The following is a 26,611-nucleotide window of genomic DNA, read 5'->3' on the forward strand; positions in this document are numbered from 1 at the left end:
ACACGGATTTAATGCAACGTGCCTAGCCTGACGGTCATGGATCGCCAAAAGGAATTCGTGCTTCGCACTCTGGAGGAGCGCGACATCCGGTTCGTCCGTCTGTGGTTCACGGACGTGCTCGGCTACCTCAAGTCCGTGGCCATCGCTCCGGCCGAACTCGAAGGCGCGTTCGAGGAGGGCATCGGCTTCGACGGCTCGGCGATCGAGGGCTTCTCCCGAGTCTCCGAGGCCGACACCGTGGCCAAGCCCGACCCCACGACGTTCCAGATCCTGCCCTGGACCACCAGCAAGGGCGAGCAGCACTCCGCCCGCATGTTCTGCGACATCGCGATGCCCGACGGGTCGCCGTCCTGGGCCGACTCCCGGCACGTGCTGCGTCGACAGCTCTCCAAGGCCGCGGACCTCGGATTCAGCTGCTACGTGCATCCCGAAATCGAGTTCTTCCTGTGCAAGGAACTGCCCGACGACGGTCGGCCCCCCGTCCCCGCGGACAACGGCGGCTACTTCGACCAGGCCGTCCACGACGAGGCGCCGAACTTCCGGCGTCACGCCATCGACGCCCTCGAGTCCATGGGCATCTCGGTGGAGTTCAGCCACCACGAGGCCGCGCCCGGTCAGCAGGAGATCGACCTGCGCTACGCCGACGCCCTGTCCATGGCCGACAACGTGATGACCTTCCGCTACCTCGTCAAGGAGGTCGCGATCGACGAGGGCGTGCGTGCGACGTTCATGCCCAAGCCGTTCAGCGATCAGGCCGGCTCGGCCATGCACACGCACATGAGTCTGTTCGAGGGCGAGACCAACGCCTTCCACAACCCGGACGACCCCATGCAGTTGTCCGAGACCGGCAAGGCCTTCATCGCGGGCATCCTCGAGCACGCCAACGAGATCAGCGCGGTCACCAACCAGTGGGTCAACTCCTACAAGCGTCTGATCCACGGCGGCGAGGCCCCCACGGCGGCGTCCTGGGGTCCGTCGAATCGCTCTGCGCTGGTACGCGTTCCGATGTACACGCCGAACAAGGCGTCGTCTCGCCGCGTCGAGATCCGCAGCCCCGACTCGGCGTGCAACCCGTACCTCACCTTCGCCGTGCTGCTCGCGGCCGGACTGCGCGGTGTGGAGAAGGGGTACACGCTGCCGCCCGAGGCCGAGGAGGACGTGTGGTCGTTGACCTCCGCCGAACGCCGCGCCATGGGCTACCGGGAGCTGCCCAGCAGCCTCAACGAGGCGCTCGCCGCCATGGAGGGCTCCGAGCTGGTGGCCGAGGCGCTCGGCGAGCACGTCTTCGACTACTTCCTGCGCAACAAGCGTCGTGAGTGGGAGTCGTACCGTTCGCACGTGACGCCATTCGAGCTCAAGACCTACCTGGGTCTGTAGCGACTGCGCGATTGTCGAGTGGACGGGGCTGTCGAGTAACGTCGACACGCCATGAACATGTCGGAATGCACCACCGTCCCGAGATTCGTCGACCCGCGGTTCGTCCACCCGACGTTCGCTGACGCCGACCCGGCGGTCGACTCGTACACCGTGGTGGAGGCTCGCCCGTGATTCCGCCCAGTTCCCGTTCCACCGTGCCCAGCCCCGGACGGCTCGGTCTCGTCGAGGCGTCGGCCCCGGCGAACCTGTCGCTCCTGGGCTGGACCGACGAGGACAGCACCGAGCTGCTGTGGTCGCTGTCGCGCTCGCCCGACGCCGATCTCGCGCTGCGCACTCTCGCGCGCCTCGCCGAGGATCTCGGTGACAACTGGTCCGACCTCGACGCCCGCCTGCGCACCGACAAGAGTCTGCGCGGCCGCATGTTCGCTCTCGCCGGATCGTCCAGCGCTCTCGGTGACCACCTGGTGTCCGAGCCGGAGAAGTGGCGCCTGCTCACCACCTGCACGGAGTCGTTGCCCACGGCCGACGAGCTGCGCGACTCGATGCTCGCGAGCGTCGGTGCCGTCGCGGAGACGGGCGACGACGCCCTCGGTCAGGTGTTCCGGGCCGAGCTGACCGGACCCAAGGCCATCATCGCGCTGCGTACGGCGTACCGCGACCACCTCATGATCCTGGCCGCCGCCGATCTCGCGGCGACCGTGGAGAACGAGCCCGTCGTGCCCTACGAGGTGGTCGGTCGTCAGCTGTCCGATCTGGCGGACGCGGCGCTCACCGCGGCACTGTCGGTGGCCGTCACCGTCACGTTCCCCGACGGGCCCTGCTCGGTCCGACTCGCGGTCATCGCGATGGGCAAGTGCGGTGCGCAGGAACTGAACTACGTGAGCGACGTCGATGTCGTCTTCGTCGCCGAACCCTCCAACTCCCTCGCCACCCGCATGGCCGGCGAGATGATGCGCATCGGCTCGTCCGCCTTCTTCGAGGTCGACGCCGCACTGCGTCCCGAGGGCAAGCAGGGCGAACTGGTCCGCACTCTCGACTCGCACCTGGCGTACTACCAGCGGTGGGCGAAGACCTGGGAGTTCCAGGCGTTGCTCAAGGCGCGTGCCATGACCGGTGACGCCGAGCTGGGCCAGGCCTACGTCGACGCGGTGACGCCGATGGTGTGGGTGGCCAGTGAGCGCGAGGACTTCGTCCCCGAGGTGCAGGCGATGCGCCGCCGCGTCGAGGAGATGGTGCCGGCCGAGCTGCGCGAGCGCGAGATCAAGCTGGGGCGCGGCAGCCTGCGTGACGTCGAGTTCGCCGTCCAGCTGCTGCAACTCGTGCACGGACGAGCCGACGACTCCCTCCACGAACGCGGTACCGTCGCCGCGCTGTCCGCTCTCGCCACCGGCGGCTACATCGGGCGTGACGACGCGGCAAACCTCACCGCGTCCTACGAGTTCCTCCGCCTCATCGAGCACCGGCTGCAGCTGCAGAAGCTGCAGCGCACGCACCTCCTGCCGCCGGACGACGACGACGAGGCGATGCGCTGGCTCGCCCGCGCCGCCCACATGCGTCCCGACGGCAACCACGACGCGACCGGCGTTCTGCGCCAGGAGATCCGTCGCAACGCGCAGCGGATCCGGCGGTTGCACGCTCGGCTGTTCTATCGCCCTCTGCTCGAATCGGTGGCCCGGCTGGACAGCGACTCGCTGCGCCTCAGTTCGGATTCCGCGATCCGGCAGCTCTCGGCGCTCGGCTACTCGGCTCCACAGAACGCGCTCGGACACCTGAGCGCACTCGTCGGCATGGGTGCGCGCAAGGGTCGCATCCAGTCCCTGCTGCTGCCGACGCTGCTCGAATGGCTGGGCGACACACCGGATCCCGATGCGGGCCTGCTGGCCTACCGACGGCTGTCCGAGGAGGTCGCCGAGCAGTCCTGGTTCCTGCGGCTGGTCCGCGACGAGGGCCCGGTGGCGCAGCGCCTGATGCAGGTGCTCGGGTCGTCGGAGTACCTGCGCGGTGTGTTGGTCAACGCGCCGGAGGTCATCCGGCTCTTCGCCGACGGATCGACCGGCCCCAAACTGCTCGACGTCGATCCCACCGAGACGTACGGCGCCATCCTGAAGTCCTCTGCGCGCTACGACGATCCGGTACGCGCGGTCGCGGCGGCGCGGTCCCTGCGTCGCTACGAACTGGCGCGGGTCGCCTCGGCGGACATCCTCGGACTGCTCGAGGTCCCCGAGGTGTGCCGGGCGCTGTCCTCGGTGTGGGCAGCGGTCATCAACGCCGCCCTGGACGCGGCGGTCCGTGCGTCCGTCGCCGAGCGCGGCGGCACCGCTCCCGCGTCGATCGCCATCATCGGCATGGGTCGACTCGGTGGTGGTGAACTGGGCTACGGGTCCGACGCCGACGTGTTGTTCGTGTGCGAGCCGGCCGAGGGCGCCGACGACAGCGACGCCGTCAAGTGGGCCAACGCCATCGCCGATCGTGTCCGCAAGCTCCTGGGTTCGCCGAGCCAGGACCCGCCGCTGGAGGTGGACACCGGACTGCGTCCCGAGGGGCGCAACGGGCCTGTCGTGCGCACACTCTCGGCCTACGACGCGTACTACTCGCAGTGGGCGCAGCCGTGGGAGGTGCAGGCCCTGCTCCGCGCCCACCAGGTCGCCGGCGATCAGGACCTGGGAATCCGGTTCCTGCTCATGGCCGACCGCATCCGGTACCCCGAGGGCGGAGTCTCCGAGGACGCCGTCCGCGAGATCCGGCGCATCAAGGCCCGGGTCGACGCGGAGCGACTGCCCAAGGGAGCCGACCCGAAGACGCACACCAAGCTGGGGCGCGGGGGACTGGCCGACGTCGAGTGGACCGTGCAGTTGCTGCAACTGCGTCACGCCCACCGCATTCCGGCGCTGCACAACACGTCGACCCTGGAGTGCCTCGACGCGATCGGCGCCGCGGAGCTCATGAGCCCGGGCGACGTCGACCTCCTGCGCCAGGCGTGGCTCACGGCCACGAAGGCCCGTAACGCGCTGGTCCTGGTGCGCGGCAAGCCGACCGATCAGTTGCCGGCTCCCGGCAAGGTGCTGTCGGCCGTCGCGCAGGTGGCCGGCTGGCCCAGTGGCGACGCGGGGGAGTTCCTCGACAACTACCTGCGCGTCACCCGTCGGGCCAAGGCCGTGGTGGAACGCGCGTTCGGTTCCTGACCCGTACCGGTTCTGCACAGAGAACGACCCCGCTCGGCCGACTGTGCCAGGCGGGGTCGTCTTCTGTGCAGTATGTGTACCTCGGTGTCAGTCGGCCCCGGCGGTGACGAAACCCTGCTGCACCATCCAGTCACGCGCCACCTCGGCGGGTTCCCGGCCGTCGACGTCGACCTGCTTGTTCAGCTCGGTGATGGCGTCGATGGTGAGCGCCGCGGACACCGGCGCGGTGATCTCCGCGATCTCCGGGTAGCGGTCGGCGATCTCCTGACGCAGGTTCACCGTCGCGTTGTAGCGCGGGAAGAACAGCTTGTCGTCCTCGACGACCACCAGGTCGAGGCCCTTGATGCGGCCGTCGGTGGTGAACACCTCGCCGAACTTGCACTGCGAGCCGTCCGCCGTCGCCTGGTAGATGATGCCCGTCTGCAGGATCTGGCGGTTCACCGCGTTCGCGTCGAAGCCGTACGCCGCCGCCATGCCGGGGAAACCGTCCTGGCGGGAGTTGAACTCGGTCTCCACGCACACCGCCGCGGCGGCGGGATCACGCTGCACCAGGGCGGCGTAGTCGGACAGCGTCTTCACGCCGGTCTCCTGCGCCGTCTGCTGGTTCATCGCGAGTGCGTACGTGTTGTCCATCGGCGCCGGGTTGACCCAGACGATGCCGTTCGCCTTGTCCGCGTCGCGCACCGCGTCGTACTGCTCTGTCGCGTCGGGAATGGGAGTCTCGTTGCCGAGGTAGTTGATCCAGCCGGTGCCGGTGTACTCGTAGGTGACGTCGACCTGGCCGCTGATCATGGCCTGCCGCGTGCTGTTGGATCCCGAGATGTTGGTCAGGTCGCGGACGTTCGCCCCCGCCGCCTCGAGCGCGAACTCCAGGATGTAGCCGAGGATGATCTGCTCGGTGAAGTCCTTGGAACCGACGGTGAGCTCGGCACCTTCGAGACCCGGCTGCGCCGTGATGCTTCCGGGTTCGACGGCCAGGGGCACCGCGCTGCCGGACTGCAGCCCGCAGCTGGTGAGGGCGAGGGTGGAGACCGCGCACAGTGCGATCAGGGTACGGCGCATCAGCGCAGTCCTTTCGGTCCGAGGAAGGCCTCGGCGAGAGCGCCCAACCAGTCGACGAGCAACGCCAGCGCCACCGCGAGCACGGCGCCCACGACGAGGATGAGCGGCTGATTGAGCTTGTACCCGGTGTCGATGAGCACGCCGAGGCCGCCGGCGCCGACGAGGAAGCTCAGCGTGGCGGTACCGACCGCCAGCACGAGAGAGGTGCGCAGGCCGGCGAGGATGTACGGCACCGCGAGTGGGAACTCGATGCGCCACAGGATGCCGGAGCCCGACATGCCCTGTCCGCGTGCGGCATCGATGTAACTGGCGTCCACCTGCTGGAACCCCAGCATGGTGTTCCGCAGCACCGGGAGCAGCGAGTAGAACGCGATGGGCAGGACACCGACCCAGAACCCGGTGCTGCCGGTCGCGAGGAACAACAGGACGAGCAGGCCGACGGCAGGCGCTGCTTGACCGATGTTCGCGATACCGATGAAGACGGGAGCGAGTCGTCGATAGCCGTTGCGAGTGAGGATGATTCCGAGGGGCACCGCGATCAGCACGACGAGTGCCGTCACGACGAACGTGATCAGGACGTGCTCGAGAACGCGCTGGGAGATCGTGGCGACGTTGATCGTCGCCGCCTGCGTCGCCGTGAGATCACGCGTGAGGGCGTAGACCAGCGTGACCACCACGAGGACGAGAACCAGTGCGGGCTGGACGACCAGACGGATCCGTTCGGCTCGCCGCGCTGCCCTGGCCGCGGACTTCGCATCGCCCTCTGCGTCGGCGGGATCGTCGACGACGGACGCCTCGACCGACGCCGTCACGACGACGCGCCGGAGACGGACGCCGCGCCCGCGTCGACCACGTCGTCGTGGTCGTGCGCGTGCTGCGAACGGATGGTCTTGATGGTGTCGATCAGTGCCTCGATGGTGACGGTGCCGACGTACTCGCCGCGCTTGCCCGTCACGGTCGCCGTCGCGTTGCCCTCGGCGAGCAGGGCCTCGAGCGCGTCCTGCAGCGTGGACTGGATCGACACGAGCTCACCGATCGGCACACCGACGTCGCGGAGGCTGCCCACGCCGGCGAGGTGACGACGGTCGGTCCACCGGATGGGCCGCTTGCGGGAGTCGAGGATGAGACCCCACGCCTCCGGATCGGTGCCGAGCGCCCGGTTCATCGTCTCGACGGGCTCGTCCTCACCGAAGGCGGGAACATCGCTGAGCTCGATGTCGCGCACACGCATGAGGGTGAGCTGCTTGAGAGCCGCACCGGCGCCGACGAAGCCGGCCACCGTCTCGTCGGCGGGATTGGCCAGCACGGCCTCGGGGGTGTCGTACTGCAGGATGCGGGACTGGTTGCCCAGGACGGCGATCCGGTCGCCCAGCTTGACGGCCTCGTCGAAGTCGTGTGTCACGAAGACGATCGTCTTGCCCAGCTCGGCCTGCAGGCGCATCAGCTCGTCCTGCAGGAGGCCGCGGGTGATGGGGTCGACGGCACCGAACGGCTCGTCCATCAACAGCACCGGGGGGTCGGCCGCCAGAGCGCGGGCCACACCCACGCGCTGCTGCTGCCCACCGGAGAGCTGGCGCGGGTAGCGCTCGCGGTACTGGCCCGGATCGAGTCCGACCAGATCGAGCATCTCGTCGGTGCGGTCGGAGATCTTCTTCTTGTTCCACCCGATGAGCCCGGGGACCATGCCGACGTTCTGCGCGATCGTCATGTGCGGGAACAGGCCGGCCTGCTGGATCGAGTAGCCGATGGTGCGTCGCAGCTCGTTCGGATCGATGGACAGCGCGTCCTTGCCGCCGATCGTGATCCGGCCGGACGTGGGCTCGATGAGGCGGTTGATCATCCGCATCGTCGTCGTCTTGCCGCAGCCCGACGGTCCCACCAACACGACGACCTCACCCGCGGGGATGGTGAGCGACACGTGGTCGACCGCGGCGGCCTTCTGGTTGGGGTAGGACTTCGTCACGTCCTCGAGGACGATCTCTGCTCCGGTGGTGGTGCGAGTCGTGTCAGTCACGGATACCCCTCGAGGTGGTGAGTTTGCCGATCAGGACGTAGATCCCGTCGAGGATCAGCGCCAGGATGACGATCAGGACGGTGCCGGTGAGGGCCTGGGGAACTGCGGTGGGGCTGCCGACGCGGGCGAGGCCGGAGAACAGGAGATTGCCGAGGCCGGGGCCCTTGGCGTACGCGGCGATGGCGAGAATGCCCATCGCCATCTGAGTGCTGACGCGCATCCCGGTGAGAATCGACGGCCAGGCGAGAGGAATCTCGATGCGACGCAACACGGTGGCTCGGCTCATGCCGATACCGCGTGCCGCATCGCTGACCGCCGGATTCACCGCGTCGAGTCCGACCACCGTGTTCCGGATGATCGGCAGCAACGAGTACAGCACCAGCGCGGTGACGGTCGGCTTGACGCCGAGACCGAGAATGGGAATCAGCAGTCCCAGCAGCGCGAACGACGGGATGGTGAGCACCGTGCTCGCGAGAGCGGTGGCGACGGCGGAGCCGGCGGGACTGCGGTAGACGAGAACTCCGATGGCGACACCCAGGATGGTCGCGATGACGACACACTGGACGACGGCGGAGACGTGAAGATAGGAATCGATCGCGAGCTGCCTTCGGCGGCCGACGATGAAGTCCCACAGAGCATCCATCAGGTGCAGATCCTTCGCTCGGCAACAGGAGAGACGCGACTGTGGTGGTGCCACGACGTCCGGCGGCCGGGTGGATCGTCACCCGGAACACAGCGGACACCCGTGTCTACCCCGAAAGTTCGGAGTTCAATCCAGCTTTCGGTCGAGTCGTGTCCGCATCGTTCCCGAATCGTCCCGGAAACGACGCGAGCCCGCGCCGGACAGGGTCCGGAGCGGGCTCGACGTGGTGGAGCGTGACTCAGCAGTCGTAGTACAGCTGGAACTCGTACGGATGCGGACGGAGGTTCACCGGCGCGATCTCGTTCTCACGCTTGAGCGAGATCCAGGTCTCGATCAGGTCGGTGGTGAAGACGCCACCGGCGGTGAGGTACTCGTGGTCGGCCTCGAGGCGGTCGATCACGGCAGGCAGCGAGGTGGGTGCCTGCGGGATGTTCTTCGCTTCCTCGGGCGGGAGCTCGTAGAGGTCCTTGTCGACGGGAGCGAGCGGCTCGATCTTGTTCTTGATGCCGTCCAGGCCGGCCATCATCTGCGCGGCGAACGACAGGTACGGGTTACCGGACGCGTCGGGCGCGCGGAACTCGAGACGCTTGGCCTTCGGGTTGTTGCCCGTGGTGGGGATACGGACGGCGGCCGAGCGGTTACGGCCCGAGTACACCAGGTTGATGGGGGCCTCATAGCCCGGCACCAGGCGGTGGTACGAGTTGATCGTCGGATTCGTGAACGCCAGCAGCGACGGCGCGTGGTGCAGGATGCCGCCGATGTAGTGACGAGCGAGATCCGACAGACCCGCGTAGCCCTTCTCGTCGTAGAAGAGCGGCTTGCCGTCCTTCCAGAGCGACTGGTGGACGTGCATGCCCGAGCCGTTGTCACCGAAGAGCGGCTTCGGCATGAAGGTCGCGGACTTGCCGTGCTGCCAGCAGGTGTTCTTGACGATGTACTTGAACAGCTGCAGGTCGTCGGCTGCACGCAGCATGGTGTTGAACTTGTAGTTGATCTCCTGCTGGCCGCCGGTGCCGACCTCGTGGTGGCCGCGCTCGAGCTCGAAGCCCGCGTTCTGCAGGTTGGTGGAGATGGCGTCGCGGATGTCGACGTAGTGGTCGTACGGCGCGACGGGGAAGTAGCCGCCCTTCGGGCGGACCTTGTAGCCGAGGTTGGGGGACCCGTCGGCCTCGGTCTCGGCGCCGGTGTTCCAGGCGCCGGAGCTCGAGTCGAGCTCGTAGAACGCGCCGTTCATCTGGGAGTCGTAGCGCACCGAGTCGAAGATGTAGAACTCGGCCTCGGGACCGAAGAACGCGGTGTCGGCGATGCCGGTGCTGGCGAGGTACTCCTCGGCCTTGCGCGCGACGTTGCGGGGGTCGCGGCTGTAGGACTCGCGGGTGTACGGATCGTGGACGAAGAAGTCCATGTTCAGAGTCTTGGCGTGACGGAACGGGTCGATCTGAGCGGTGCCGTAGTCGGGAAGCAGCATCATGTCCGACTCGTGGATCGACTGGAAGCCACGCACGGACGAGCCATCGAACGCGAGACCGTCTTCGAGGGTGTCCTTGGTGAACGCCTTCGCCGCGATCGAGAAGTGCTGCTGGATACCCGGGAGATCGGTGAAACGGATGTCGACGTACTCGACGCTCTCATCCGCTATGTACTTGATGACCTCTTCGGCCGTGGTGAAATCCACGCTGGAACTCCTTCTTGTCGAGTGCTGGTCCGCGACGTCTGTGTGAGTGCGGCAGCTGCGCCACGCCGACGGTAGGGAAGTGGTGTTGCCTCACCGTCAAGTCCGTGTTTCGTCGGTGTTACGCGTCCCGTCGTCGCAGCTGGTGGCCGGTGGGAGGACCCTCCCGCCGGGGCGACACCTATCCTGGAGCAATGGCCCCGCACTCACACCAGTATGGAGAACACTCATGGCACGGATGACCGGATCGTGGCTCTCGGGCCCCGCCGCCGCGCTGCCCGACGGTGACCACGAGCAGCAGGCCTACCAGGGCGAGTACCTGGGACTTCCCAAGGTGGGGCCGGGTTCGCTCGCGCCGACACCGAGGCGTGTCGCGGCGTTGGCCATCGACTGGCTGATGTCGATGGGTGTGTCCGCGCTGTTCCTCGGCGGCAGCGTCGCCGGGGGCAACCTGTCGACCCTGACCCTGGGAGTGTGGTTCCTGCTCGGATTCGTGTCCCTGAGCTTGTTCTCCTTCACGCCCGGTCAGTTCTGCATGGGCATGCAGGTGGCGCGCATCGACGCTCCGGGCCGCGTGGGAGTCGTGCGCGCGCTGGTGCGTCAGGTCTTCATCGCCTTCGTGGTGCCCGCCGTCATCACCGACATCGACAGCCGCGGCATGCACGACCGCGCGACGGGCACCGCACTCCTCATGTCCCGGTAGTGGGGCTCACCCCTCGTGCGCCCTTTGCGCATCCCTGGGTACGCACAAGGCGCACAGGGCCGGAGGCCACTAGCGACGCTTGATGGTGCGCTGCACACCCTTCATCTTCGCGCCGCCCGGCATCGGTCCCTTGGGGAGTGCCGGGCCACCGCGGGCGCCCAGCGCCGAGAGCCGTGACTCAATGGTCTCCATGCGCTTGCTGTCGATGTTCTTCGGCAGCTTGGTCAGGTACTTCTGCAGCTGCGAGAGCGGCACCTGGCCCTCGTCGTTGCCGACGACGACGTCGTAGATCGGGGTGTCGCCGACGAGGCGTGCGGTCTTCTTCTTCTCCTGCGCCAGCAGTGCCTTCACGCGCTGCGGTGCGCCCTCGGCCACCAGGATGACGCCGGGACGACCGATGACGCGGTGCACGGCGTCCAGCTGCGTGGTGCCGGCGATGGCGGTCTTGACACGCCACCCGCCCTGCAGGTTGTCCAGTGCCCACGCGGCGGCGCCGGCCTGGCCCTCGGCCTTGCCGTACACCGACTTCTGCACGCGGCGACCGAAGATCACGAACGCGATGAGCACACCGATGAGGAGCCCGAACGGCAGCAGGAGCCACTCGATCCCGAAGATCAGCCCGATCAGGAAGAACAGCACCGCCATGCCGACGACCGATCCGATCATCAGCGGCAGGAGGAGCTTGTCCTCCTTGCGCTGCATCTGGAAGGCCTGCCACAACTGGGAGCGCCGTTCCTTCGAGGCCTGCTTGCGTGCTGCCTTCGCCGCGGCCTTCGCCTCTTTCGAGGCCTTGCCCTTGCCTGCTGTACCGCCGTTCGCCATGGCTCCCAGGATAGGCGCAGACGCAGCGCGGCCCGCCATCCGGTAGGACGGCGGGCCGCGTGGTGTCGCTGGGGGTGTGGGGTCAGCGGGCTGCCAGGCGCGCCATCAGCGAGCTGGCTTCCTGGGACGCCTCGCCGCCGTGCTCGAGGTGGGACATGTTCTCGGAGATCGCACGGCCGTGGTGAGCCATGGCCTGCGCGTAGAGGCGACCCGCGCGGTACGAGGAGCGGACCAGGGGACCGGCGAGGACGCCGGCGTAGCCCATGGCCTCGGCGGCCTTGGAGTGCTCGACGAACTCCTCCGGCTTGGCCCACCGGTCGACCGGATGGTGCCGCGGCGACGGGCGCAGGTACTGGGTGATGGTGAGGATGTCGCAGCCGGCGTCGTGCAGGTCCTGCATCGCCTGCGTGACTTCCTCGTAGGTCTCGCCCATGCCCAGGATCAGGTTCGACTTGGTCACCAGGCCGGCGTCGCGCGCCGCGGTGATGACGTCGAGGCTGCGCTGGTAGCGGAACGCGGGACGGATGCGCTTGAAGATGCGCGGCACCGTCTCCACGTTGTGCGCGAGCACCTCGGGGCGCGAGGAGAAGACCTCGGCCAGTTGGTCGGGGTCGGCGTTGAAGTCGGGGATCAGCAGCTCGACACCGGTGTTGGGGTTGAGGCGCTTGATCTCACGGACGGTCTCGGCGTACAGCCAGGCGCCGCCGTCCTCGAGATCGTCGCGGGCGACACCCGTGATGGTGGAGTAGCGCAGACCCATCGCCTGCACCGACTCGGCCACGCGGCGCGGCTCGTCCCGATCGAGGTCGGCAGGTTTGCCGGTGTCGATCTGGCAGAAGTCGCAGCGACGGGTGCACTGCTCACCGCCGATGAGGAACGTGGCTTCGCGGTCTTCCCAGCATTCGTAGATGTTGGGACACCCGGCCTCTTCGCACACCGTGTGCAGTCCCTCGCGCTTGACGAGTCCCTTGAGTTCGGAGTACTCGGGGCCCATCTTCGCGCGGGTCTTGATCCACGACGGTTTGCGTTCGATCGGGGTCTCCGCGTTTCGGATCTCGAGGCGGAGAAGCTTGCGTCCGTTCGGAGCTTGTGCAGGAGAGTTCTCGGGTGCGACGGTCACCGCATCGATGCTACTCGCGGGGGGTCATCCGCCGAAGTTCACCGTGGTGAAGCGTGGCGTGGGTGCGACGGGCGTTCTGTCCAGATCGTGCACCGCCAACGGCAGGCGACCGTCGAGTGCGTCCAGGATGCGCTGCGTGACCGCCGGAGTGACCTCGTCGACGGTCACGTCGCGGCCGAGTTCGTCCGACAGTGTGGTGACGCCGGCGTCCGCGATACCGCACGGAACGATGGTGCCGAAGCCCTCCAGGGACGCATTGCAGTTCAGGGCGAAGCCGTGCAGAGCCACACCCCGCTGCACGCGGACCCCGATGGCAGCCACCTTGCGTTCGGGCTGCCGTCCCGGACCAGAATTTCGGGCTCCGCGCACCTCGCCGGCCGCGAGCCAGACGCCGGAACGGCCGTCGATACGCCCGACCTCGAGGCCCAGATCGGTGCACACGGCGATGAGTGCCTCCTCGATCAGCCGGACGTACCGAACGACGTCGACGGGCTCCGCGAGCCGCACGATGGGATAGCCGACCAGCTGCCCGGGACCGTGCCAGGTGATCTTGCCGCCACGGTCGACGTCGATGACGGGGGTGCCATCGCGCGGCCGATCCTCGGGAGCCGTACGCCGACCCGCGGTGAAGACGGCGGGGTGCTCGAGAAGCAGCAACTCGTCGGCGCCGACGTTCTCGGCACGACGGCCGGCGACCTCGCGCTGGATCTCGAGAGCGTCGAGGTAGTCGATCGTGCCGAGCGAACGCACGAGCATCGGCCGGGAGTCGGCGCGGGCGGAGCGGGTGATCATGACATCGAAGAGTACGCCGCCGGGTCAGCCGACGGTGTCCGCGAGCGCCTCTCCGATGGTGTTGTGCTCGAACGTGAATCCGTGCTTCTCGAGCACCGCGGGGATGGCTCGCGGATTGTGCAGGATGGCCTCGTTCGCGAACTCGCCGATGATCGCGGAGATCGCGAACCCGGGCACCATCCACGGTGCCGGGCGATGCACCGCTCGCGACATGGCGCTGTTGAACTGGGCGTTGGTCACCGGTGCGGGCCCCTGGAGGTTGACCGGTCCGGTGATGTCCTGATTCTCGAGGGTGAAGACGATCGCCCGGACCTCGTCCGTCAGTGAGATCCACGGGAAGTACTGGCGGCCGCTGCCGAGCCGACCGCCCAGCGCGAAGAGGTACAGCGGGCGGAGCTTGCCCATCATGCCGCCGTGCCGGGACAGGACGGCAGCGCTGCGCAGGAACACCACCCGGACGCCGTTCGAGGCCGCGAAGGACGTGGCGTCCTCCCAGTCGCGACACACCTCGGCGAGGAAGCCCGTACCGACCGGCGCCGTCTCGTCGACCACGGTGTCGCCGGTGTCACCGTAGAAGTTGATGCCGCTGGCGTTGACGAGCGTCGGCACCTTCGCCTCGACGACGGCGCGGGAGATCACCTCGGTGGGGACGATGCGACTGTCGCGGACGGCCTGCTTGTACGCACCGGTCCACCGCTTGTCACCGATCCCGACACCGCACAGGTTCACCACGGCGTCGGCGCCCTGGAGAGCCTCCGGGTCGAGTGACCCGGCGGTGGGATCCCAGCCGATCTCGTCCGGTCCCGCGGGTGCACGGCGGACGAGGCGGAAGACGTCGTGCCCTCCGCTGCGCAACGCCGCCACGAGCGACGTGCCGATGAGTCCGGACGAACCTGCGATGACGATGCGCACGAGTGACTGCCTCCTGGGACGGCGACGGGGGCACCCACTGCACGGTGTGCAGCGAGTGCCCCCTCGTTCGACAGGTCACAGATTCCCGGAGGTCGGGGCTGCGAAGTGTCGGGGACTTCCGAGATTACCGAAGAAGCGTCAGAGGCCGAGGTCGGCTTCGAACGCGCCCTCCTCGAGGCGGTGCTTGATGGTGGTCAGGAAGCGACCCGCATCGGCGCCGTCGACGAGACGGTGGTCGTAGGTGAGCGGCAGGAACGCCATGGAGCGGACACCGATGGACTCGCTGCCCGAGGCGTCGGTCACCACGACCGGGCGCTTGACGATGGCCCCGGTGCCCAACATGGCGGCCTGCGGCGGAACCAGGATCGGCGTGTCGAACAGGGCGCCCTGGCTGCCGATGTTGGTGATGGTGAACGTGCCACCGGACAGCTCGTCCGGCTTGAGGCCGTTCGACCGTGCCCGTGCCGCGATGTCCGCGATGGCGCGTGCGATGCCGGCCAGCGACAGGTCGCCCGCGTTGTGGATGACGGGGGAGAGGAGGCCCTGCTCGGTGTCCACCGCGATACCCAGATGCTCGGCGTCGTGGTACGTGATCTCCTTCTTCTCCTCGTCGATGCTCGCGTTCACGTTGGGGTGAACCTTGAGCGCCTCGACGACGGCCTTCGCGAAGAACGGCAGGAACGTCAGGTTGACGCCCTCGCGCTCCTTGAACGTGGCCTTGGCGCGGGTGCGCAGTGCTGCCACCTTGGTCAGGTCGACCTCGAACACCTGCGTGAGCTGCGCCGACGTCTGCAGCGACTCGCGGGTCTTCTTGGCGGTGATCTGCCGGATGCGGTTGATCTTCTGCGTCGAACCGCGCAGGTGCGCGAGTTCGGGCCGCACGCCGGCAGTGGACGGTGCCGAGGGCTTGGCGGACGCGGCGGGAGCTGCGGCAGCCGGAGCGGCCTTCTCCTCGGCCGGGGCCTTCTTCGCCTCGGCTGCGGCGAGGACGTCCTGCTTGCGGATGCGTCCACCGACGCCCGTGCCCTTGACGGAGTTCAGATCGACGTCGTTCTCCGTAGCGAGCTTGCGCACCAGGGGAGTGACGTACGGGCTGGAACCGCTTGCGTTCGAATCACCTGCAGGCGCCTCGGACTCGGACTTCGAGGAGTTCTCGGACTTGCTCTCGGACTTCGGCTCCGGCGTGTAGACCTCGCCGGCGGGCTCGGGATCGGCCTGCTTGGCGGGCTTCTCGGCGGGCTTCGCTTCGGCCTTGGGTTCCGGCTTCTTCTCGGGCTCGGGCTTCTTCTCGGGCTCCGGCTCGGGCTCGGGCGCGGACTCCTTCTTCGCGGGAGCACCGGAACCGATGACGGCGAGCTGGCCGCCGACCTCGACGGTGTCGTCCTCCTCGGCGCTGATCTCGAGCAGGGTGCCGGCGACCGGGGACGGGATCTCGGTGTCGACCTTGTCGGTGGAGACCTCGAGGAGCGGCTCGTCCACGGCGACCTCGTCGCCGACGGCCTTGAGCCACCGGGTGACGGTGCCCTCCGTGACGGACTCGCCCAGTTCGGGCATCGTGACGGGAGTGCCGTCGCCGCCACCGGTGGAACCGCTGCTCGCACCGCCGTCGTCGTCGCTGTCGGGTGCGGGCGCGTCGGCCTCGCTCTCGCCCTCGACGGACGCCTGCTCGGCGGCGTCGGACGGGCCTGCGTCGGCTTCGTCGCTGCTCGAGTCGTCGCTGCTCGAGTCGTCGCCGTCGGACGGTGCCTCGTCCGCGTCACCGATGACACCGAGCTCACCGCCGATCTCGACGGTGTCGTCCTCCTGCGCGACGATCTTGGTCAGGACACCCGCTGCCGGAGACGGAATCTCCGTGTCCACCTTGTCGGTGGAGACTTCGAGCAAGGGTTCGTCGACTTCGACCGTGTCCCCCTCCTGTTTCAGCCACCGTGTGACAGTCCCCTCGGTGACGCTTTCACCGAGAGCTGGCATCTGGACGGAGAAGGTCATGTCTGTTGACTCCTCGACAAGTTGTAGTACGGGTGTAGCGACTCGTGGTCGCTAGCGGGTGTGGTGTCTAGCCGGTCGCGGTACGTGGACCATTGTGGCCGCGTCGCACCGTTCTCGCGGCGAGTTGTGCCGGTAACGGGTGACGCGCACCGTGAGATGGTTCACGCGATGCCCGATCATCCTGTCACTTCGTGAGACGGTTCGCGCTCGGTGGGGTCGGCGTGCCGTCCGGATGATGGTGTGGACCGGATTGAGTGCATTTCGTGCACGCGAGAGTCGCGTGCACTGCTCGGCGGATGGAGGAGACACCGTGGGACTGTTCGACAGATTCAAGCGCCCGAGTCGATCCCGAGGCGGAGCGTCCTCGTCCGACAGAGCGCATCTCGCCGACTGGACGGCCGCCCGCATCGGCGTCGAGGCCTACGTCGAACCGGAGACGACGGTCACTCCGATCACCGTGGTGCTGGTCGCGAACGACGGTCAGTGGACCCGCCGCGCGGTGGGCGGCGAGAAGGGCGCGCGCACGCTGGGCGAGGACCTGAAGATCCCGGTCTACGACGTGCGCAAGACCGGGTATCCCCAGCGGATGCGGGACCACGACGCCCGACAGAAGATCATCCGGAGGCGCGAGCAGGGAGCCTGAGCTCCCCGCTCGCGCGAGCGGGTCAGCCCTGCTCGGCGATGTCCTCGAGCACCGAGATCATGGTGCGCACCGGGACACCGGTGCCGCCCTTGCTCGTGTAGCCGTGCGGCCCGCCGGTGTTGAAGGCCGGCCCGGCCACGTCGATGTGCGCCCACTGGACGCCCTCGGCGACGAACTCCTTCAGGTAGAGCCCGGCCGCGAGCATGCCGCCCCACCGGTGGTTGGTGACGTTGGCGAGGTCGGCGACGCGGGAGTCGAGATCGGGTCGCAGTTCGGCCGGCAGCGGCATCGCCCAGGCGTTCTCGCCGATGCGCTGCGAGATGGCGGCGACGCGGTCGCGGAACACCTCGGTGCCCATGACACCCGGGGTGCGCGTGCCGAGGGCGACCATCTGCGCTCCGGTGAGGGTCGCGGTGTCGATGAGATAGTCCGGCTCGTCCTCGCAGGCGCGCACGATGGCGTCGGCGAGAATGAGGCGGCCCTCGGCGTCGGTGTTGATGACCTCGACCGTGGTGCCGCCGTACTGGGTCAGCACGTCGCCGGGACGCTGCGCCGTGGACGACGGCATGTTCTCGGCCATCGGCACCGTCGCGGTGACGTCGATCGGCAGTTTCAACTTGGCCGCCAGCACCACCGTCGCGACGACGGCGGCCGCGCCGGCCATGTCCGAGGTCATGTTCTCCATGCCCGCCGCGGGCTTGATCGAGATGCCGCCGGTGTCGAACGTGATGCCCTTGCCGACGAGAGCGACGGTGGGGGACTTCTTCTTTCCGCCGGACCAGGACAGCCGGACCAGACGCGGCGGGCGGGACGAGCCCTTGCCGACGCCGACGATGCCGCCGTAGCCCCCGCGCTCGAGTGCCTTCTCGTCGAGCACCTGCACGGTGAGGCCGGCCTCGGTCCCGAGGGCACGGGCGCGCTCGGCGAACTCGGCCGGGAAGAGGTGGCTCGGGGGCGTGTTGACGAGGTCACGCGCGGTGGCGACCGCCTCGGCGACGGCCTCGGAGCGCGCGAGTTCGGCGCGAGCCTGCTTGTCGCGCGGCGATCCGACGAGCAGATCCACCCGCGTGATCGGTGTCGCGTCGTCCTTGGGCGCCGACTTCTGCTTGTACTCGCTGAACTGGTAGGCGCCGAGGTAGAGGCCCTCCGCGGCGGCGGCGAGGCCGACGGCGGACAGGGTCGTCGCGACGTGGCCGATGCCGGTGAGCGCGCGCGCCGCCGATCCGGCCGCACGACGCAGCACGTCGTCGGTGCGCTCGGCGGCGGTGCCCAGACCGACGGCGAGAACGCTGGCGGCGGGCAGGGACGAGGGTGCGGGAACGCGGGTGACCTGATCGGCCCGGCCGGTGGCGCCGAGGGCCGTGACCGCGGCGAGGACGTCTGCGGCGGCGTTCCCGAGGAAGTCCTCGCCGACGATGCGGACACCGTCGTCGGTCTTCTCGAGTCCGACGACGACGACCTCGACGGCCTTGTCGATGGTTCCGGCGAGGACCAGTTCGGGTCCGAGTGTGCGCTGCGACTGACTGCTCACGTGCTGCTGCTCCTGATGGTCGGGGACGGTCGGTGAGGGTGGAGCGACGCAGTCGATCGTATGCCGACCCCGACATCGGGCTCGTCTGAGTTAGCGTTCCCCACCATGAGCGAAGAGTTGTTGCACGGTCCGGTCCACGAGGCGCACGTCGCCCTCGGAGCCACGTTCGCCCCCTTCGGCGGGTGGACGATGCCGGTGTCGTACGCGGGCACCGTCTCCGAGCACACGTCGACGCGCACCACCGCGGGGTTGTTCGACGTGAGTCACCTGGGCAAGGCGGTCGTCTCCGGTCCCGGCGCCGCGGCGTACGTCGACTCGGTGCTGACCAACGCGCTCGACCGCATCGGGCCCGGCCAGGCGCAGTACACGTTGTGCTGCACCGAGAACGGCGGAGTGGTCGACGACCTCATCGCCTACCTCGTGTCCGACGACGAGGTGTTCCTCGTGCCCAACGCGGCCAACACCGCCGCCGTGGTCGAGGTGCTCGCGCAGGGTGCCCCGGCCGGCATCGAGGTCCGCTCGGCCCACCGGGAGTACGGCGTCCTCGCCGTGCAGGGACCGCGGTCGGCCGACGTCCTCGCCGCCGTCGGGCTGCCGTCCTCCCTCGATTACATGGCGTTCGAGGACGTCGCGTTCGGATCCGGCTCGGTACGGGTCTGTCGCACCGGCTACACGGGGGAGCACGGGTACGAGCTGCTGCCGCAGTGGGACACGGCCGCGTCGCTGTTCGAGGCGCTGCTGGGCGCGGTGCGCGAGGTGGGCGGCGAGCCCGCCGGTCTCGGAGCGCGCGACACGCTGCGCACCGAGATGGGCTACCCGCTGCACGGGCACGAGCTGTCCGTCGACATCAGTCCGCTGGAAGCGCGCTGCGGCTGGGCGGTGGGCTGGAAGAAGGACGAGTTCCGCGGACGCGACGCCCTCGTGGCGCAGAAGGAGGCGGGCGCACCCCGCACCCTCGTCGGCCTCCGCGCCGTCGGACGCGGTGTGCTGCGTCCGGATCTGACCGTCCTGCGCTCCGGAGAACCGGTCGGTGCGACCACGTCCGGCACCTTCTCGCCGACCCTCAAGGTGGGCATCGCGCTCGCGTTGCTCGACACCGCGGCGGGCGTCGCCGTCGGTGACGCGGTCGACGTGGACGTGCGTGGTCGGGCGATCGCGTGCGAGGTGGTCAGGCCGCCGTTCGTCGAGGCGCACGTGCGGTGAGATGCCACACCACGCTGCTTTAGAGTGTTCGGCATGACTGGCCTGGAATTCACGCGTCACGAGCACCCGTCGCCCGCCACCGCGGAAGCGCGGGCAGCGGTGTTGCAGGCGCCCGGGTTCGGCGTGCACTTCACCGATCACATGGTGGCCATCGACTACGACGCCGGCACCGGGTGGCACGACGCGGTGGTGACGCCCTACGCGCCGTTCCCGATGGATCCCGCGGCCATGGTTCTGCACTACGGCCAGGCCATCTTCGAAGGTCTCAAGGTCTACCGCCAGCCCGACGGTAGTCTCGCGTCGTTCCGCCCCGGCGCGAACGCGGAGCGCCTGCAGAGCTCGGCCGCGCGGTTGGCGATGCCGGCCCTGCCGGTGGAGCTGTTCCGCGAGTCCATCGAGCAGCTGCTCGCCGTCGACCACGAGTGGGTGCCCGTCGCCGGCGGCGAGGACGCGCTCTACCTGCGGCCGTTCATGTTCGCCACCGAGGCGGGGCTGGGCGTGCGCCCGTCGTCCTCCTACCGCTACCTCCTCATCGCCTCGCCCGCCGGCGCGTACTTCCCGCGCGGGGTCAAGCCGGTCAGCGTGTGGCTCTCCACCGAGTACGTGCGCGCCGCGCCGGGCGGCACCGGAGCCGCGAAGTTCGCGGGCAACTACGCGGCCTCCCTGCTGGCCCAGGCGCAGGCCGCGGACCAGGGCTGCGACCAGGTCGTGTGGCTCGACGCTCTCGAGCGCCGCTACGTCGAGGAGATGGGCGGGATGAACCTGTTCTTCGTCTTCGGCTCCGGACCCGACGCGCGGTTGGTCACGCCGTCCCTGTCCGGCTCGCTGCTGCCCGGCATCACGCGTGACTCGCTGCTGGCGCTCGCCACCGACGCGGGCTTCGCCGTGGAGGAGCGCAAGATCTCCACGGACGAGTGGCAGAAGAAGGCGGAGTCGGGCGAGATCACCGAGGTCTTCGCGTGTGGCACCGCAGCCGTGATCACCCCCGTCGGCAGTGTGAAGTCGGCCGAGGGCGACTTCCGCATCGGTACCGGAGAGCCCGGCGAGGTCACCATGGCGCTGCGCGACACACTCACCGGAATCCAGCGCGGCACCTTCGCCGACACCCACGGCTGGATGAGCACGCTGCGCGACTGATCGCTCAGCCGACGAGGCAGAGCACGAGCACCACGGCGGTGGTCAGCTCGATGCTCGCCCCGAGCACGTCACCGACGAGACCGCCGAATCGCCGAACGCAGTGCCGGGCGAGCAGAGTGACGGCAGCGAGTGCCACCGCGACGGCTGCCACTCCCTGCAGCGGGACGCCGGGGACGGCGAGCAGCCCGGCGGCGAGTGCCACGAGGACCCACAGGGTGACCACGGCGGGTGACTGCGACGCCGCGACGAGTGAGCCGAAGCCACTGCCGGTGGCGGCGGGCACCGAGCGGCGGCACACGATCACGACGGCGCACCGGGACACGACGGCAGCGACCACGATCGCGAGAGCGTCTCCCCGAGAGACGAGTTCGCCCATGGCCACCGCCTGCACGCCGAGAATCAGAACGAGGGTCGCGGCCCCGAACGGTCCGGTGGACCCGGACTTCATGATCGCCAGCGCACGCTCGGCCGGGCCGTAGGACCCGAGTCCGTCCGCGGTGTCCGCGAGCCCGTCGAGATGCATTCCGCGGGTCAGCAGCGCCAGGGTGCCGACGCCCAGCAGTCCCGCGAGCGTCGGCGGCAGGTCGGCTGCGGCGCACGACCACACCACCAGTGCGGCCGCGCCGCCCAGCGCCAGGCCCACGAGCGGGACGATCCCGATCGCGCGGCGTGCGTCGTCGCGATCGACGGCGTCCGGACCACGCACCGGCAGCACCGTCAGCCAGGAGAACGCCAGGCGCACCGGGTCCAGGAACATCAGGGCCGCGTGCTCACTCCGGCATCGGAGAACGTCGCCATGTCGGCGAGTGTCGCGACGGCACCGGACAGGATCGGCAGCGCGACCATCGCCCCCGAGCCCTCGCCGAGGCGCATCGACAGGTCGAGCAGGGGATCGAGTCGCAGGTGTGCGAGCGCCAAGGCGTGTGCCGGTTCCGTCGACCGATGGCCGGCCAGCCACCACGACGAGGCGCCGACCGAGAGATCGTTCGCGACCAGTGCCGCCGCCGTGACGACGACGCCGTCGAGCAGCACCGGTGTGCGACGCACCGCGGCCTGCACCAGGAAGCCGGTCATCGCGGCGAGATCGGCGCCGCCGACGGTGCGCAGCAGTGCGATCGGGTCGCGGGTGACGGGACGCGCACGCCGCAGGGCGTCACGGATCGCGGCGGTCTTGCGGATCCACCCCGCGTCGTCGATGCCGGTACCGCGGCCGACCGCCGCCACCGGTTCGGTGTTGGTGACGGCAGCGATCAGCACGGTGGCGGGGGTGGTGTTGCCGATGCCCATGTCGCCGGCGATCAACAGGTCGGCGCCGCCGTCGACCTCCTCGTCGGCGATGTCACGGCCCGCTGTCAGGGCGGCGATCACCTCGTCCTGCGACAGTGCGTCCTCGCGGTCGATCGACCCACTGGAGCGACGCACCTTGTGCGACGACACGGAGTCGTCGGTGTCCGCGTCGACCGCGATGTCCACCACTCGCACGGTCGCACCGGACACCGTCGCCAACGCGTTGATTGCGGCACCGCCGGCGGCGATGTTCGCGACCATCTGCGCCGTCACCTCGGGCGGGTACGCGGAGACCCCACCGCGGGCGATGCCGTGATCGCCGGCGAAGACCACGCCGCGAGCCCGAGCGAACCGATGCGGAGGGCTCACGCCCTGGCACGACGCGACCCACACGGCGAGGTCCTCGAGACGGCCGAGCGAGTCCGCGGGCTTGGTCAACGACGACTGCCTGGCTCTCGCCTCGCGGGCGATCTCGGCGTCGGGTGGATCCACCGGACGGAACAGTGCGGAACTCTCGGTCACCACGTGCCTCTCGATCGGTCGGTGGGTCGGTCACTCGGTCGGCTGAGGGGGACGGACAACCCGGCCACCACCAACGTCACCGCGTCACACACCTGCGCGAGACGGGCGTTCGCGGCACCGATCTCGTCGCGGAAGAGTCTGCCCGCCCGCGACTCCGGGATCACGCCCAGACCCACCTCGGGGGAGACGAGCACCAGCGGACCCTCGAACCGGTCGACGGCCGTCACCAGGTCGTCGACCGCCCCCACCACCGTGCCCCGCGGCGAGTCCCACGCGCGCAGATCGTCCAGCGCGCCGGTGAGCCAGGTCCCCAGGTCGTCGACCAGTGTGGGCACGTCGTCCCGCAGGGCCTCGGACAGTGCCGCGTACGAGGTGATCTCGACCGTGGACCAGTGCTCCGGCCGCGTCCGTCGATGCGTGTCGATGCGGGCGTCCCAATCGGCGTCCGCACTGTTCCGCCGCCCGGTGGCCACGTACCGGACCTCGGCGTGACCGGCCAGCAACGACTCCGCATGGCCGGACTTGCCGGATCGGGCACCTCCGAGGACGAGCGTGCGCGTCACCGCGGGTGCGCTCAGACCGCGTCGCCGGGGCCGACGCGAGGCTTGGGGGCACGCATCTTGCGGACCTGCGACGCGCGGACGAACGAGTACCAGCCGAGCTTGAAGCCGCCGTCCGGAGTCTCGGGGAAACGGTCCCGCACCCTGTTGTTGACGCGGCGGCCGAGCAGATAGCCGTCGATACCCATGAAGATCATCATGATGAACAGCGCGAGCGTGACGATCGACTGCACCTCGGGGCTCAGGAACAGTGCCACGAGCAGGATCAGGGCCATCGGCATGAACAGTCCGACGAAGTTGCGGCGCGAGTCGACCAGGTCACGCGCGTAGGCGCGGACGGGGCCCTTGTCGCGGGGGAGGAGGAACTTGTCCTCGCCGGCCATCATCCGGGCACGCTGGTCCGCGGCCTTCGCGCGACGCTCGGCCGAGGCGGCCTTGCGCTCGTCCTTGCTGCCCCGCGTCGCCTTGCGTCGCGCCCGGGCCTCCTTGGCCGTCAGCGGTGCCGGTGCGACCGGGCCACGGCGGCGGCCCTCGGCCTCACGCCGGGAGGGCGTGGGACGGCCCTTGCCGAGGCTGACGTTGCCGCGGGTCTGCGCCGTGCTCTCGTCCAGGCTCGTCGACTCGTGGTCGACGGGGGTCTGGGTGTCGGACTTCTCACTCGACTTACCGAAGGGCAGCTTCACCCCCACAGGTTATTCGACGTTCACCTCCACGCGAACACCGCAGTCGTGGGCTCTCACGACCGACGCTCCTCGTTAGAGTGTTCCGATGCGCGTTCTCATCGCCCCCGATTCCTTCGGAGACACCCTGACCGCGGCCGAAGCAGCCGATGCCATCGCGGCGGGGTGGTCGAGCGCGCGCGACGACGAGCTGATCCTCGCGCCCCAGTCCGACGGCGGACCCGGGTTCGTCGACGCACTCGCGGCCGACGGCGGCGAGGTGATCGAGTCGACCGTGTCCGGACCTCTCGGCCACGTCGTGACCGCGCGCTGGTTGCTCGACGGCGCGACCGCCTACGTGGAGGTCGCGCAGACCGTCGGTCTCGGACTCCTCGGTCGTTCGCCGGATCCGGAGTCGGCCGTCGCGGCGTCCAGCAGGGGAGTGGGGCAGATCGTCGCGGAGGCGCTGACCCGTGGTGCGACCACCGTGGTGGTCGGTCTCGGTGGCAGCAGCTCGACCGACGGCGGCGCGGGCATGATCGAGGCCCTCGGGGGACCCGACGCGGCGGTTGCGGCTCTCGCGGACGTCGACCTCGTCGCGGCCACGGACGTCGACAATCCGTTGCTGGGTCCGGCCGGTGCGGCCGCGGTGTTCGGACCGCAGAAGGGTGCGGACGCGGACACCGTGCGTGTCCTGGAGGAGCGGAACGCCGACTGGTGCGTCGAGCTCGATCGCGTCGCCGAGCGCGCGGTGGCGGACCTGCCGGGGGCGGGTGCGGCAGGCGGCCTGGGCGCCGCGTTGCTCGCGCTGGGAGCGACCCGCACGTCCGGGGCCGATCTGGTGGCCGAGCGCACCCGTCGCCACGAGGTGATGCCGACGGTCGACGTGGTGCTGACGGGCGAGGGGAAGTTCGACTCGCAGTCGTTGCGCGGAAAGGTGGTGACCGCTCTCGCGGGGTCGGCTCGCGAGCACGGTGTGCGCACGGTGGTCCTCGCCGGTCAGGTGCGTCTGGGCGAGGACGACATGCGCGCGGCGGGCATCGAGTCGGCGCACTCGGTGACCGATTTCGCCGGATCGGTCGACCTCGCCATGTCGGACGCGCGTGCCCAGCTGACCGGCCTCGCCGCGGACGTCGCCCGCACCGGCTCGTGGGCGTGACCGCCCCGGCGATCGTGTGGAATAGCGGGGTCGGGAGTACCGTTGACTGTGTTCGCCGGCGTTGTCGCCGAGAGGGCACGAACGATAGGGAGAACCCATGACTGTGCAGAACGACGTCGCCACCAGTGACGTGACCACCACCGACACCGAGACGCACGCCGTCCTGATGACCGAAGCGGCCTCGTCCAAGGCCAAGGCACTGCTGGATCAGGAAGGCCGCGACGACCTGGCGCTGCGCATCGCGGTTCAGCCCGGCGGGTGCGCAGGGCTGCGCTACCAGCTGTTCTTCGACGACCGCTCGCTCGACGGCGACCTGGTCAAGGACTTCGGCGGCGTCACGCTCGCCGTGGACCGGATGAGCGCGCCGTACGTCGAGGGCGCATCGATCGACTTCGTCGACACCATCGAGAAGCAGGGCTTCACGATCGACAACCCCAACGCCACGGGTTCGTGCGCGTGCGGTGACTCCTTCAACTGAGTCCCGCGTAGTCTCCCGCCGTCCCCGGCACCCCGCGTGGGTGCCGGGGACGACGTGTGTCCGGGGTGCGTCGTCCCGGGGCGTCCGTCTGATGGGGTTCACCCACTCGTCACCCGGGTAAGGTTCACAGCAGTTCTCCTCCACCTGCTGCGAAAGGCCCTCGGACGTGACCATTGCGGTGTCCGGCTCCATTGCTACCGACCATCTGATGCGGTTTCCCGGTCGGTTCGCCGACCAGTTCCTCGCCGATCAGCTGGCACACGTCTCGCTGAGCTTCCTCGTCGACGACCTCGTCATCCGCAAGGGCGGGGTGGGCGGCAACATCGCCTACGCCATGGGTGTTCTGGGCGGCGCACCGCTGCTCGTCGGCTCGGTCGGTCCCGACTTCGCCGAGTATCAGACGTGGCTCGAGGACAACGGCGTCGACTGCTCCGCCGTCACCCTCTCCGAGACGGCTCACACCGCGCGTTTCGTCTGCACCACCGACGAGGACATGGCACAGATCGCCTCGTTCTACCCCGGCGCGATGACCGAGGCCGGCGACATCTCCGTCCACACCGTGGCCGAGGGTCGCGACCTGGAACTCGTCCTGGTCGGCGCCAACGACCCGGCCGCGATGATGCGCCACACGGCGGAGTGCCGCGAACTGGGCATCCCCTTCGCCGCGGATCCGTCGCAGCAGCTCGCACGCCTCGACGGAACGCAGGCCACCGAGCTCATCCAGGGTGCCGAGTACCTGTTCACCAACGAGTACGAGTGGGGCCTCCTCCGTCAGAAGACCGGGCTGACCGAACGCCAGATCCGCGACACCGTCGGCCTGCGCGTGACCACGCTCGGCAAGAACGGCGTCGAGATCGTCGGCGCCGACGGCACGGACATTCGCGTCTCCGTGGTTCCGGAGACCAGCAAGGTCGACCCCACCGGTGTCGGTGACGCGTTCCGCGCCGGCTTCCTCGTCGGCCGCGCCAACGGGCTGGGCCTCGAGCGCGCCGCCCAGCTCGGATCGTTCATCGCGGTGCTCGTGCTCGAGACCACCGGCACCCAGGAATGGACGCTCGTCCGTGACGACGCGATCAAGCGCCTCACCGACGCGTACGGCGACGAGGCCGCGGCCGAGATCGCCGCGATCCTCCCGCAGTAGTTC

Annotated in this window: 24 protein-coding genes; 9 read left to right on the forward strand and 15 right to left on the reverse strand. The window is 69.1% G+C overall.

From position 1 onward, the window contains the following. Positions 1–36 precede the first annotated feature (36 nt). Positions 37–1,377 (forward strand): type I glutamate--ammonia ligase, encoded by a 1,341-nt coding sequence (glnA, locus tag HQ306_RS08335; protein ID WP_027505789.1) that lies wholly within the window; start codon positions 37–39, stop codon positions 1,375–1,377. A gap of 167 nt (positions 1,378–1,544) precedes the next feature. Then, entirely contained in the window at positions 1,545–4,559 is a 3,015-nt protein-coding gene (locus tag HQ306_RS08340; RefSeq protein WP_056445676.1) for a bifunctional [glutamine synthetase] adenylyltransferase/[glutamine synthetase]-adenylyl-L-tyrosine phosphorylase, read from the forward strand. An 87-nt stretch (positions 4,560–4,646) separates the two neighbouring features. On the opposite strand, the gene HQ306_RS08345 is transcribed toward HQ306_RS08340, so the two are convergent. The 5 genes from HQ306_RS08345 to glnA (HQ306_RS08365) all read right to left on the reverse strand — a co-directional run bounded on the left by HQ306_RS08345 (position 4,647) and on the right by glnA (HQ306_RS08365) (position 9,953). Continuing rightward, entirely contained in the window at positions 4,647–5,621 is a 975-nt protein-coding gene (locus HQ306_RS08345) for a glycine betaine ABC transporter substrate-binding protein (protein WP_027505791.1), read from the reverse strand. Beyond that, positions 5,621–6,433, reverse strand: coding sequence for an ABC transporter permease (locus tag HQ306_RS08350; RefSeq protein WP_027505792.1), 813 nt, complete (start codon positions 6,431–6,433; stop codon positions 5,621–5,623). The genes HQ306_RS08345 and HQ306_RS08350 overlap by 1 nt, the downstream gene beginning before the upstream one ends. Then, positions 6,430–7,635 (reverse strand): ABC transporter ATP-binding protein, encoded by a 1,206-nt coding sequence (locus HQ306_RS08355; protein WP_056445669.1) that lies wholly within the window; start codon positions 7,633–7,635, stop codon positions 6,430–6,432. The genes HQ306_RS08350 and HQ306_RS08355 overlap by 4 nt, the downstream gene beginning before the upstream one ends. Next, positions 7,628–8,278, reverse strand: coding sequence for an ABC transporter permease (locus HQ306_RS08360; RefSeq protein WP_027505793.1), 651 nt, complete (start codon positions 8,276–8,278; stop codon positions 7,628–7,630). The genes HQ306_RS08355 and HQ306_RS08360 overlap by 8 nt, the downstream gene beginning before the upstream one ends. 238 nt (positions 8,279–8,516) lie before the next feature. Then, positions 8,517–9,953: a type I glutamate--ammonia ligase gene (gene glnA / locus HQ306_RS08365; protein ID WP_027505794.1), complete on the reverse strand. Its 1,437-nt coding sequence runs from the start codon at positions 9,951–9,953 to the stop codon at positions 8,517–8,519. 226 nt (positions 9,954–10,179) lie between these two features. On the opposite strand from glnA (HQ306_RS08365), the gene HQ306_RS08370 reads away from it, so the two are divergent. After that, positions 10,180–10,653 (forward strand): RDD family protein, encoded by a 474-nt coding sequence (locus tag HQ306_RS08370; RefSeq protein ID WP_222630506.1) that lies wholly within the window; start codon positions 10,180–10,182, stop codon positions 10,651–10,653. A gap of 69 nt (positions 10,654–10,722) precedes the next feature. Here the strand turns inward: HQ306_RS08370 and HQ306_RS08375 are convergent, their stop codons facing one another. The 5 genes from HQ306_RS08375 to sucB form a co-directional block, all read right to left on the reverse strand. Beyond that, positions 10,723–11,475 carry a DUF4191 domain-containing protein gene (locus tag HQ306_RS08375; protein WP_056445665.1) on the reverse strand — a complete coding sequence of 251 codons (753 nt, stop codon included), beginning with the start codon at positions 11,473–11,475 and terminating at the stop codon, positions 10,723–10,725. A gap of 82 nt (positions 11,476–11,557) precedes the next feature. Beyond that, positions 11,558–12,595 carry a lipoyl synthase gene (gene lipA / locus HQ306_RS08380; RefSeq protein ID WP_027505797.1) on the reverse strand — a complete coding sequence of 346 codons (1,038 nt, stop codon included), beginning with the start codon at positions 12,593–12,595 and terminating at the stop codon, positions 11,558–11,560. Positions 12,596–12,619: 24 nt separating this feature from the next. Then, positions 12,620–13,387, reverse strand: a complete 768-nt coding sequence (gene lipB / locus HQ306_RS08385) for a lipoyl(octanoyl) transferase LipB (protein ID WP_056445660.1) — start codon at positions 13,385–13,387, stop codon at positions 12,620–12,622. Between the two features lie 24 nt (positions 13,388–13,411). Beyond that, entirely contained in the window at positions 13,412–14,299 is an 888-nt protein-coding gene (locus tag HQ306_RS08390; RefSeq protein ID WP_027505799.1) for a TIGR01777 family oxidoreductase, read from the reverse strand. 138 nt (positions 14,300–14,437) lie between these two features. Beyond that, positions 14,438–16,288, reverse strand: a complete 1,851-nt coding sequence (gene sucB / locus HQ306_RS08395) for a 2-oxoglutarate dehydrogenase, E2 component, dihydrolipoamide succinyltransferase (RefSeq protein ID WP_222630508.1) — start codon at positions 16,286–16,288, stop codon at positions 14,438–14,440. A gap of 310 nt (positions 16,289–16,598) precedes the next feature. On the opposite strand from sucB, the gene HQ306_RS08400 reads away from it, so the two are divergent. Next, the gene (locus HQ306_RS08400) at positions 16,599–16,931 is read left to right on the forward strand and encodes an oxidoreductase (RefSeq protein ID WP_222630516.1); all 333 of its coding nucleotides are present in this window, start codon (positions 16,599–16,601) and stop codon (positions 16,929–16,931) included. Between the two features lie 22 nt (positions 16,932–16,953). On the opposite strand, the gene HQ306_RS08405 is transcribed toward HQ306_RS08400, so the two are convergent. Further along, positions 16,954–18,462, reverse strand: a complete 1,509-nt coding sequence (locus HQ306_RS08405; protein WP_222630518.1) for a leucyl aminopeptidase — start codon at positions 18,460–18,462, stop codon at positions 16,954–16,956. 105 nt (positions 18,463–18,567) lie between these two features. Here HQ306_RS08405 and gcvT point away from each other — a divergent pair, with 105 nt between their 5' ends. Further along, positions 18,568–19,665 carry a glycine cleavage system aminomethyltransferase GcvT gene (gene gcvT, locus HQ306_RS08410; RefSeq protein WP_222630526.1) on the forward strand — a complete coding sequence of 366 codons (1,098 nt, stop codon included), beginning with the start codon at positions 18,568–18,570 and terminating at the stop codon, positions 19,663–19,665. A 33-nt stretch (positions 19,666–19,698) separates the two neighbouring features. Then, entirely contained in the window at positions 19,699–20,802 is a 1,104-nt protein-coding gene (locus HQ306_RS08415) for a branched-chain amino acid aminotransferase (protein ID WP_027505804.1), read from the forward strand. Between the two features lie 4 nt (positions 20,803–20,806). Here HQ306_RS08415 and cobS read toward each other — a convergent pair whose 3' ends face one another. From cobS to HQ306_RS08435, 4 genes are read right to left on the reverse strand one after another with little or no spacing between them, the layout of a single operon-like run. Then, positions 20,807–21,559 (reverse strand): adenosylcobinamide-GDP ribazoletransferase, encoded by a 753-nt coding sequence (gene cobS, locus HQ306_RS08420; RefSeq protein ID WP_261769347.1) that lies wholly within the window; start codon positions 21,557–21,559, stop codon positions 20,807–20,809. Beyond that, a complete protein-coding gene (gene cobT / locus HQ306_RS08425) occupies positions 21,559–22,614 on the reverse strand; it encodes a nicotinate-nucleotide--dimethylbenzimidazole phosphoribosyltransferase (RefSeq protein WP_374197726.1) in 1,056 nt (351 codons plus the stop codon). The genes cobS and cobT overlap by 1 nt, the downstream gene beginning before the upstream one ends. Then, complete coding sequence (locus HQ306_RS08430) at positions 22,608–23,174, reverse strand: bifunctional adenosylcobinamide kinase/adenosylcobinamide-phosphate guanylyltransferase (protein ID WP_308115557.1); 567 nt, start codon at positions 23,172–23,174, stop codon at positions 22,608–22,610. Before HQ306_RS08430 ends, cobT begins: the two co-directional genes overlap by 7 nt. An 11-nt stretch (positions 23,175–23,185) precedes the next feature. Beyond that, positions 23,186–23,854 carry a DUF3043 domain-containing protein gene (locus HQ306_RS08435; RefSeq protein WP_374197727.1) on the reverse strand — a complete coding sequence of 223 codons (669 nt, stop codon included), beginning with the start codon at positions 23,852–23,854 and terminating at the stop codon, positions 23,186–23,188. Positions 23,855–23,939: 85 nt separating this feature from the next. Between HQ306_RS08435 and HQ306_RS08440 the strand changes: the two genes are divergently transcribed. The 3 genes from HQ306_RS08440 (at position 23,940) to HQ306_RS08450 (ending at position 26,608) form a co-directional block, all read left to right on the forward strand. Then, on the forward strand, positions 23,940–24,989 hold the full coding sequence (locus HQ306_RS08440; protein WP_222630528.1) for a glycerate kinase: 1,050 nt from the start codon (positions 23,940–23,942) through the stop codon (positions 24,987–24,989). Between the two features lie 97 nt (positions 24,990–25,086). Continuing rightward, positions 25,087–25,467, forward strand: coding sequence for an iron-sulfur cluster assembly accessory protein (locus tag HQ306_RS08445; protein WP_027505809.1), 381 nt, complete (start codon positions 25,087–25,089; stop codon positions 25,465–25,467). A 166-nt stretch (positions 25,468–25,633) separates the two neighbouring features. Then, positions 25,634–26,608, forward strand: a complete 975-nt coding sequence (locus HQ306_RS08450; protein WP_027505810.1) for a carbohydrate kinase family protein — start codon at positions 25,634–25,636, stop codon at positions 26,606–26,608. The last annotated feature ends 3 nt before the right edge of the window (positions 26,609–26,611 follow it).

The organism is Rhodococcus sp. BP-160, assembly GCF_019836205.1.
GTDB lineage: Bacteria > Actinomycetota > Actinomycetes > Mycobacteriales > Mycobacteriaceae > Rhodococcoides.

What these genes read in the sequence shown, in the direction of transcription:
- glnA (WP_027505789.1), top strand. Translation starts at nt 37, where the DNA reads ATGGATCGCCAAAAGGAATTCGTGCTTCGCACTCTGGAGGAGCGCGAC.
- HQ306_RS08345 (WP_027505791.1), bottom strand. Translation starts at nt 5,621, where the DNA reads ATGCGCCGTACCCTGATCGCACTGTGCGCGGTCTCCACCCTCGCCCTC.
- HQ306_RS08360 (WP_027505793.1), bottom strand. Translation starts at nt 8,278, where the DNA reads ATGGATGCTCTGTGGGACTTCATCGTCGGCCGCCGAAGGCAGCTCGCG.
- HQ306_RS08370 (WP_222630506.1), top strand. Translation starts at nt 10,180, where the DNA reads ATGGCACGGATGACCGGATCGTGGCTCTCGGGCCCCGCCGCCGCGCTG.
- HQ306_RS08375 (WP_056445665.1), bottom strand. Translation starts at nt 11,475, where the DNA reads ATGGCGAACGGCGGTACAGCAGGCAAGGGCAAGGCCTCGAAAGAGGCG.
- lipB (WP_056445660.1), bottom strand. Translation starts at nt 13,387, where the DNA reads ATGATCACCCGCTCCGCCCGCGCCGACTCCCGGCCGATGCTCGTGCGT.
- sucB (WP_222630508.1), bottom strand. Translation starts at nt 16,288, where the DNA reads ATGACCTTCTCCGTCCAGATGCCAGCTCTCGGTGAAAGCGTCACCGAG.
- gcvT (WP_222630526.1), top strand. Translation starts at nt 18,568, where the DNA reads ATGAGCGAAGAGTTGTTGCACGGTCCGGTCCACGAGGCGCACGTCGCC.
- HQ306_RS08415 (WP_027505804.1), top strand. Translation starts at nt 19,699, where the DNA reads ATGACTGGCCTGGAATTCACGCGTCACGAGCACCCGTCGCCCGCCACC.
- cobS (WP_261769347.1), bottom strand. Translation starts at nt 21,559, where the DNA reads ATGTTCCTGGACCCGGTGCGCCTGGCGTTCTCCTGGCTGACGGTGCTG.
- HQ306_RS08440 (WP_222630528.1), top strand. Translation starts at nt 23,940, where the DNA reads ATGCGCGTTCTCATCGCCCCCGATTCCTTCGGAGACACCCTGACCGCG.
- HQ306_RS08445 (WP_027505809.1), top strand. Translation starts at nt 25,087, where the DNA reads ATGACTGTGCAGAACGACGTCGCCACCAGTGACGTGACCACCACCGAC.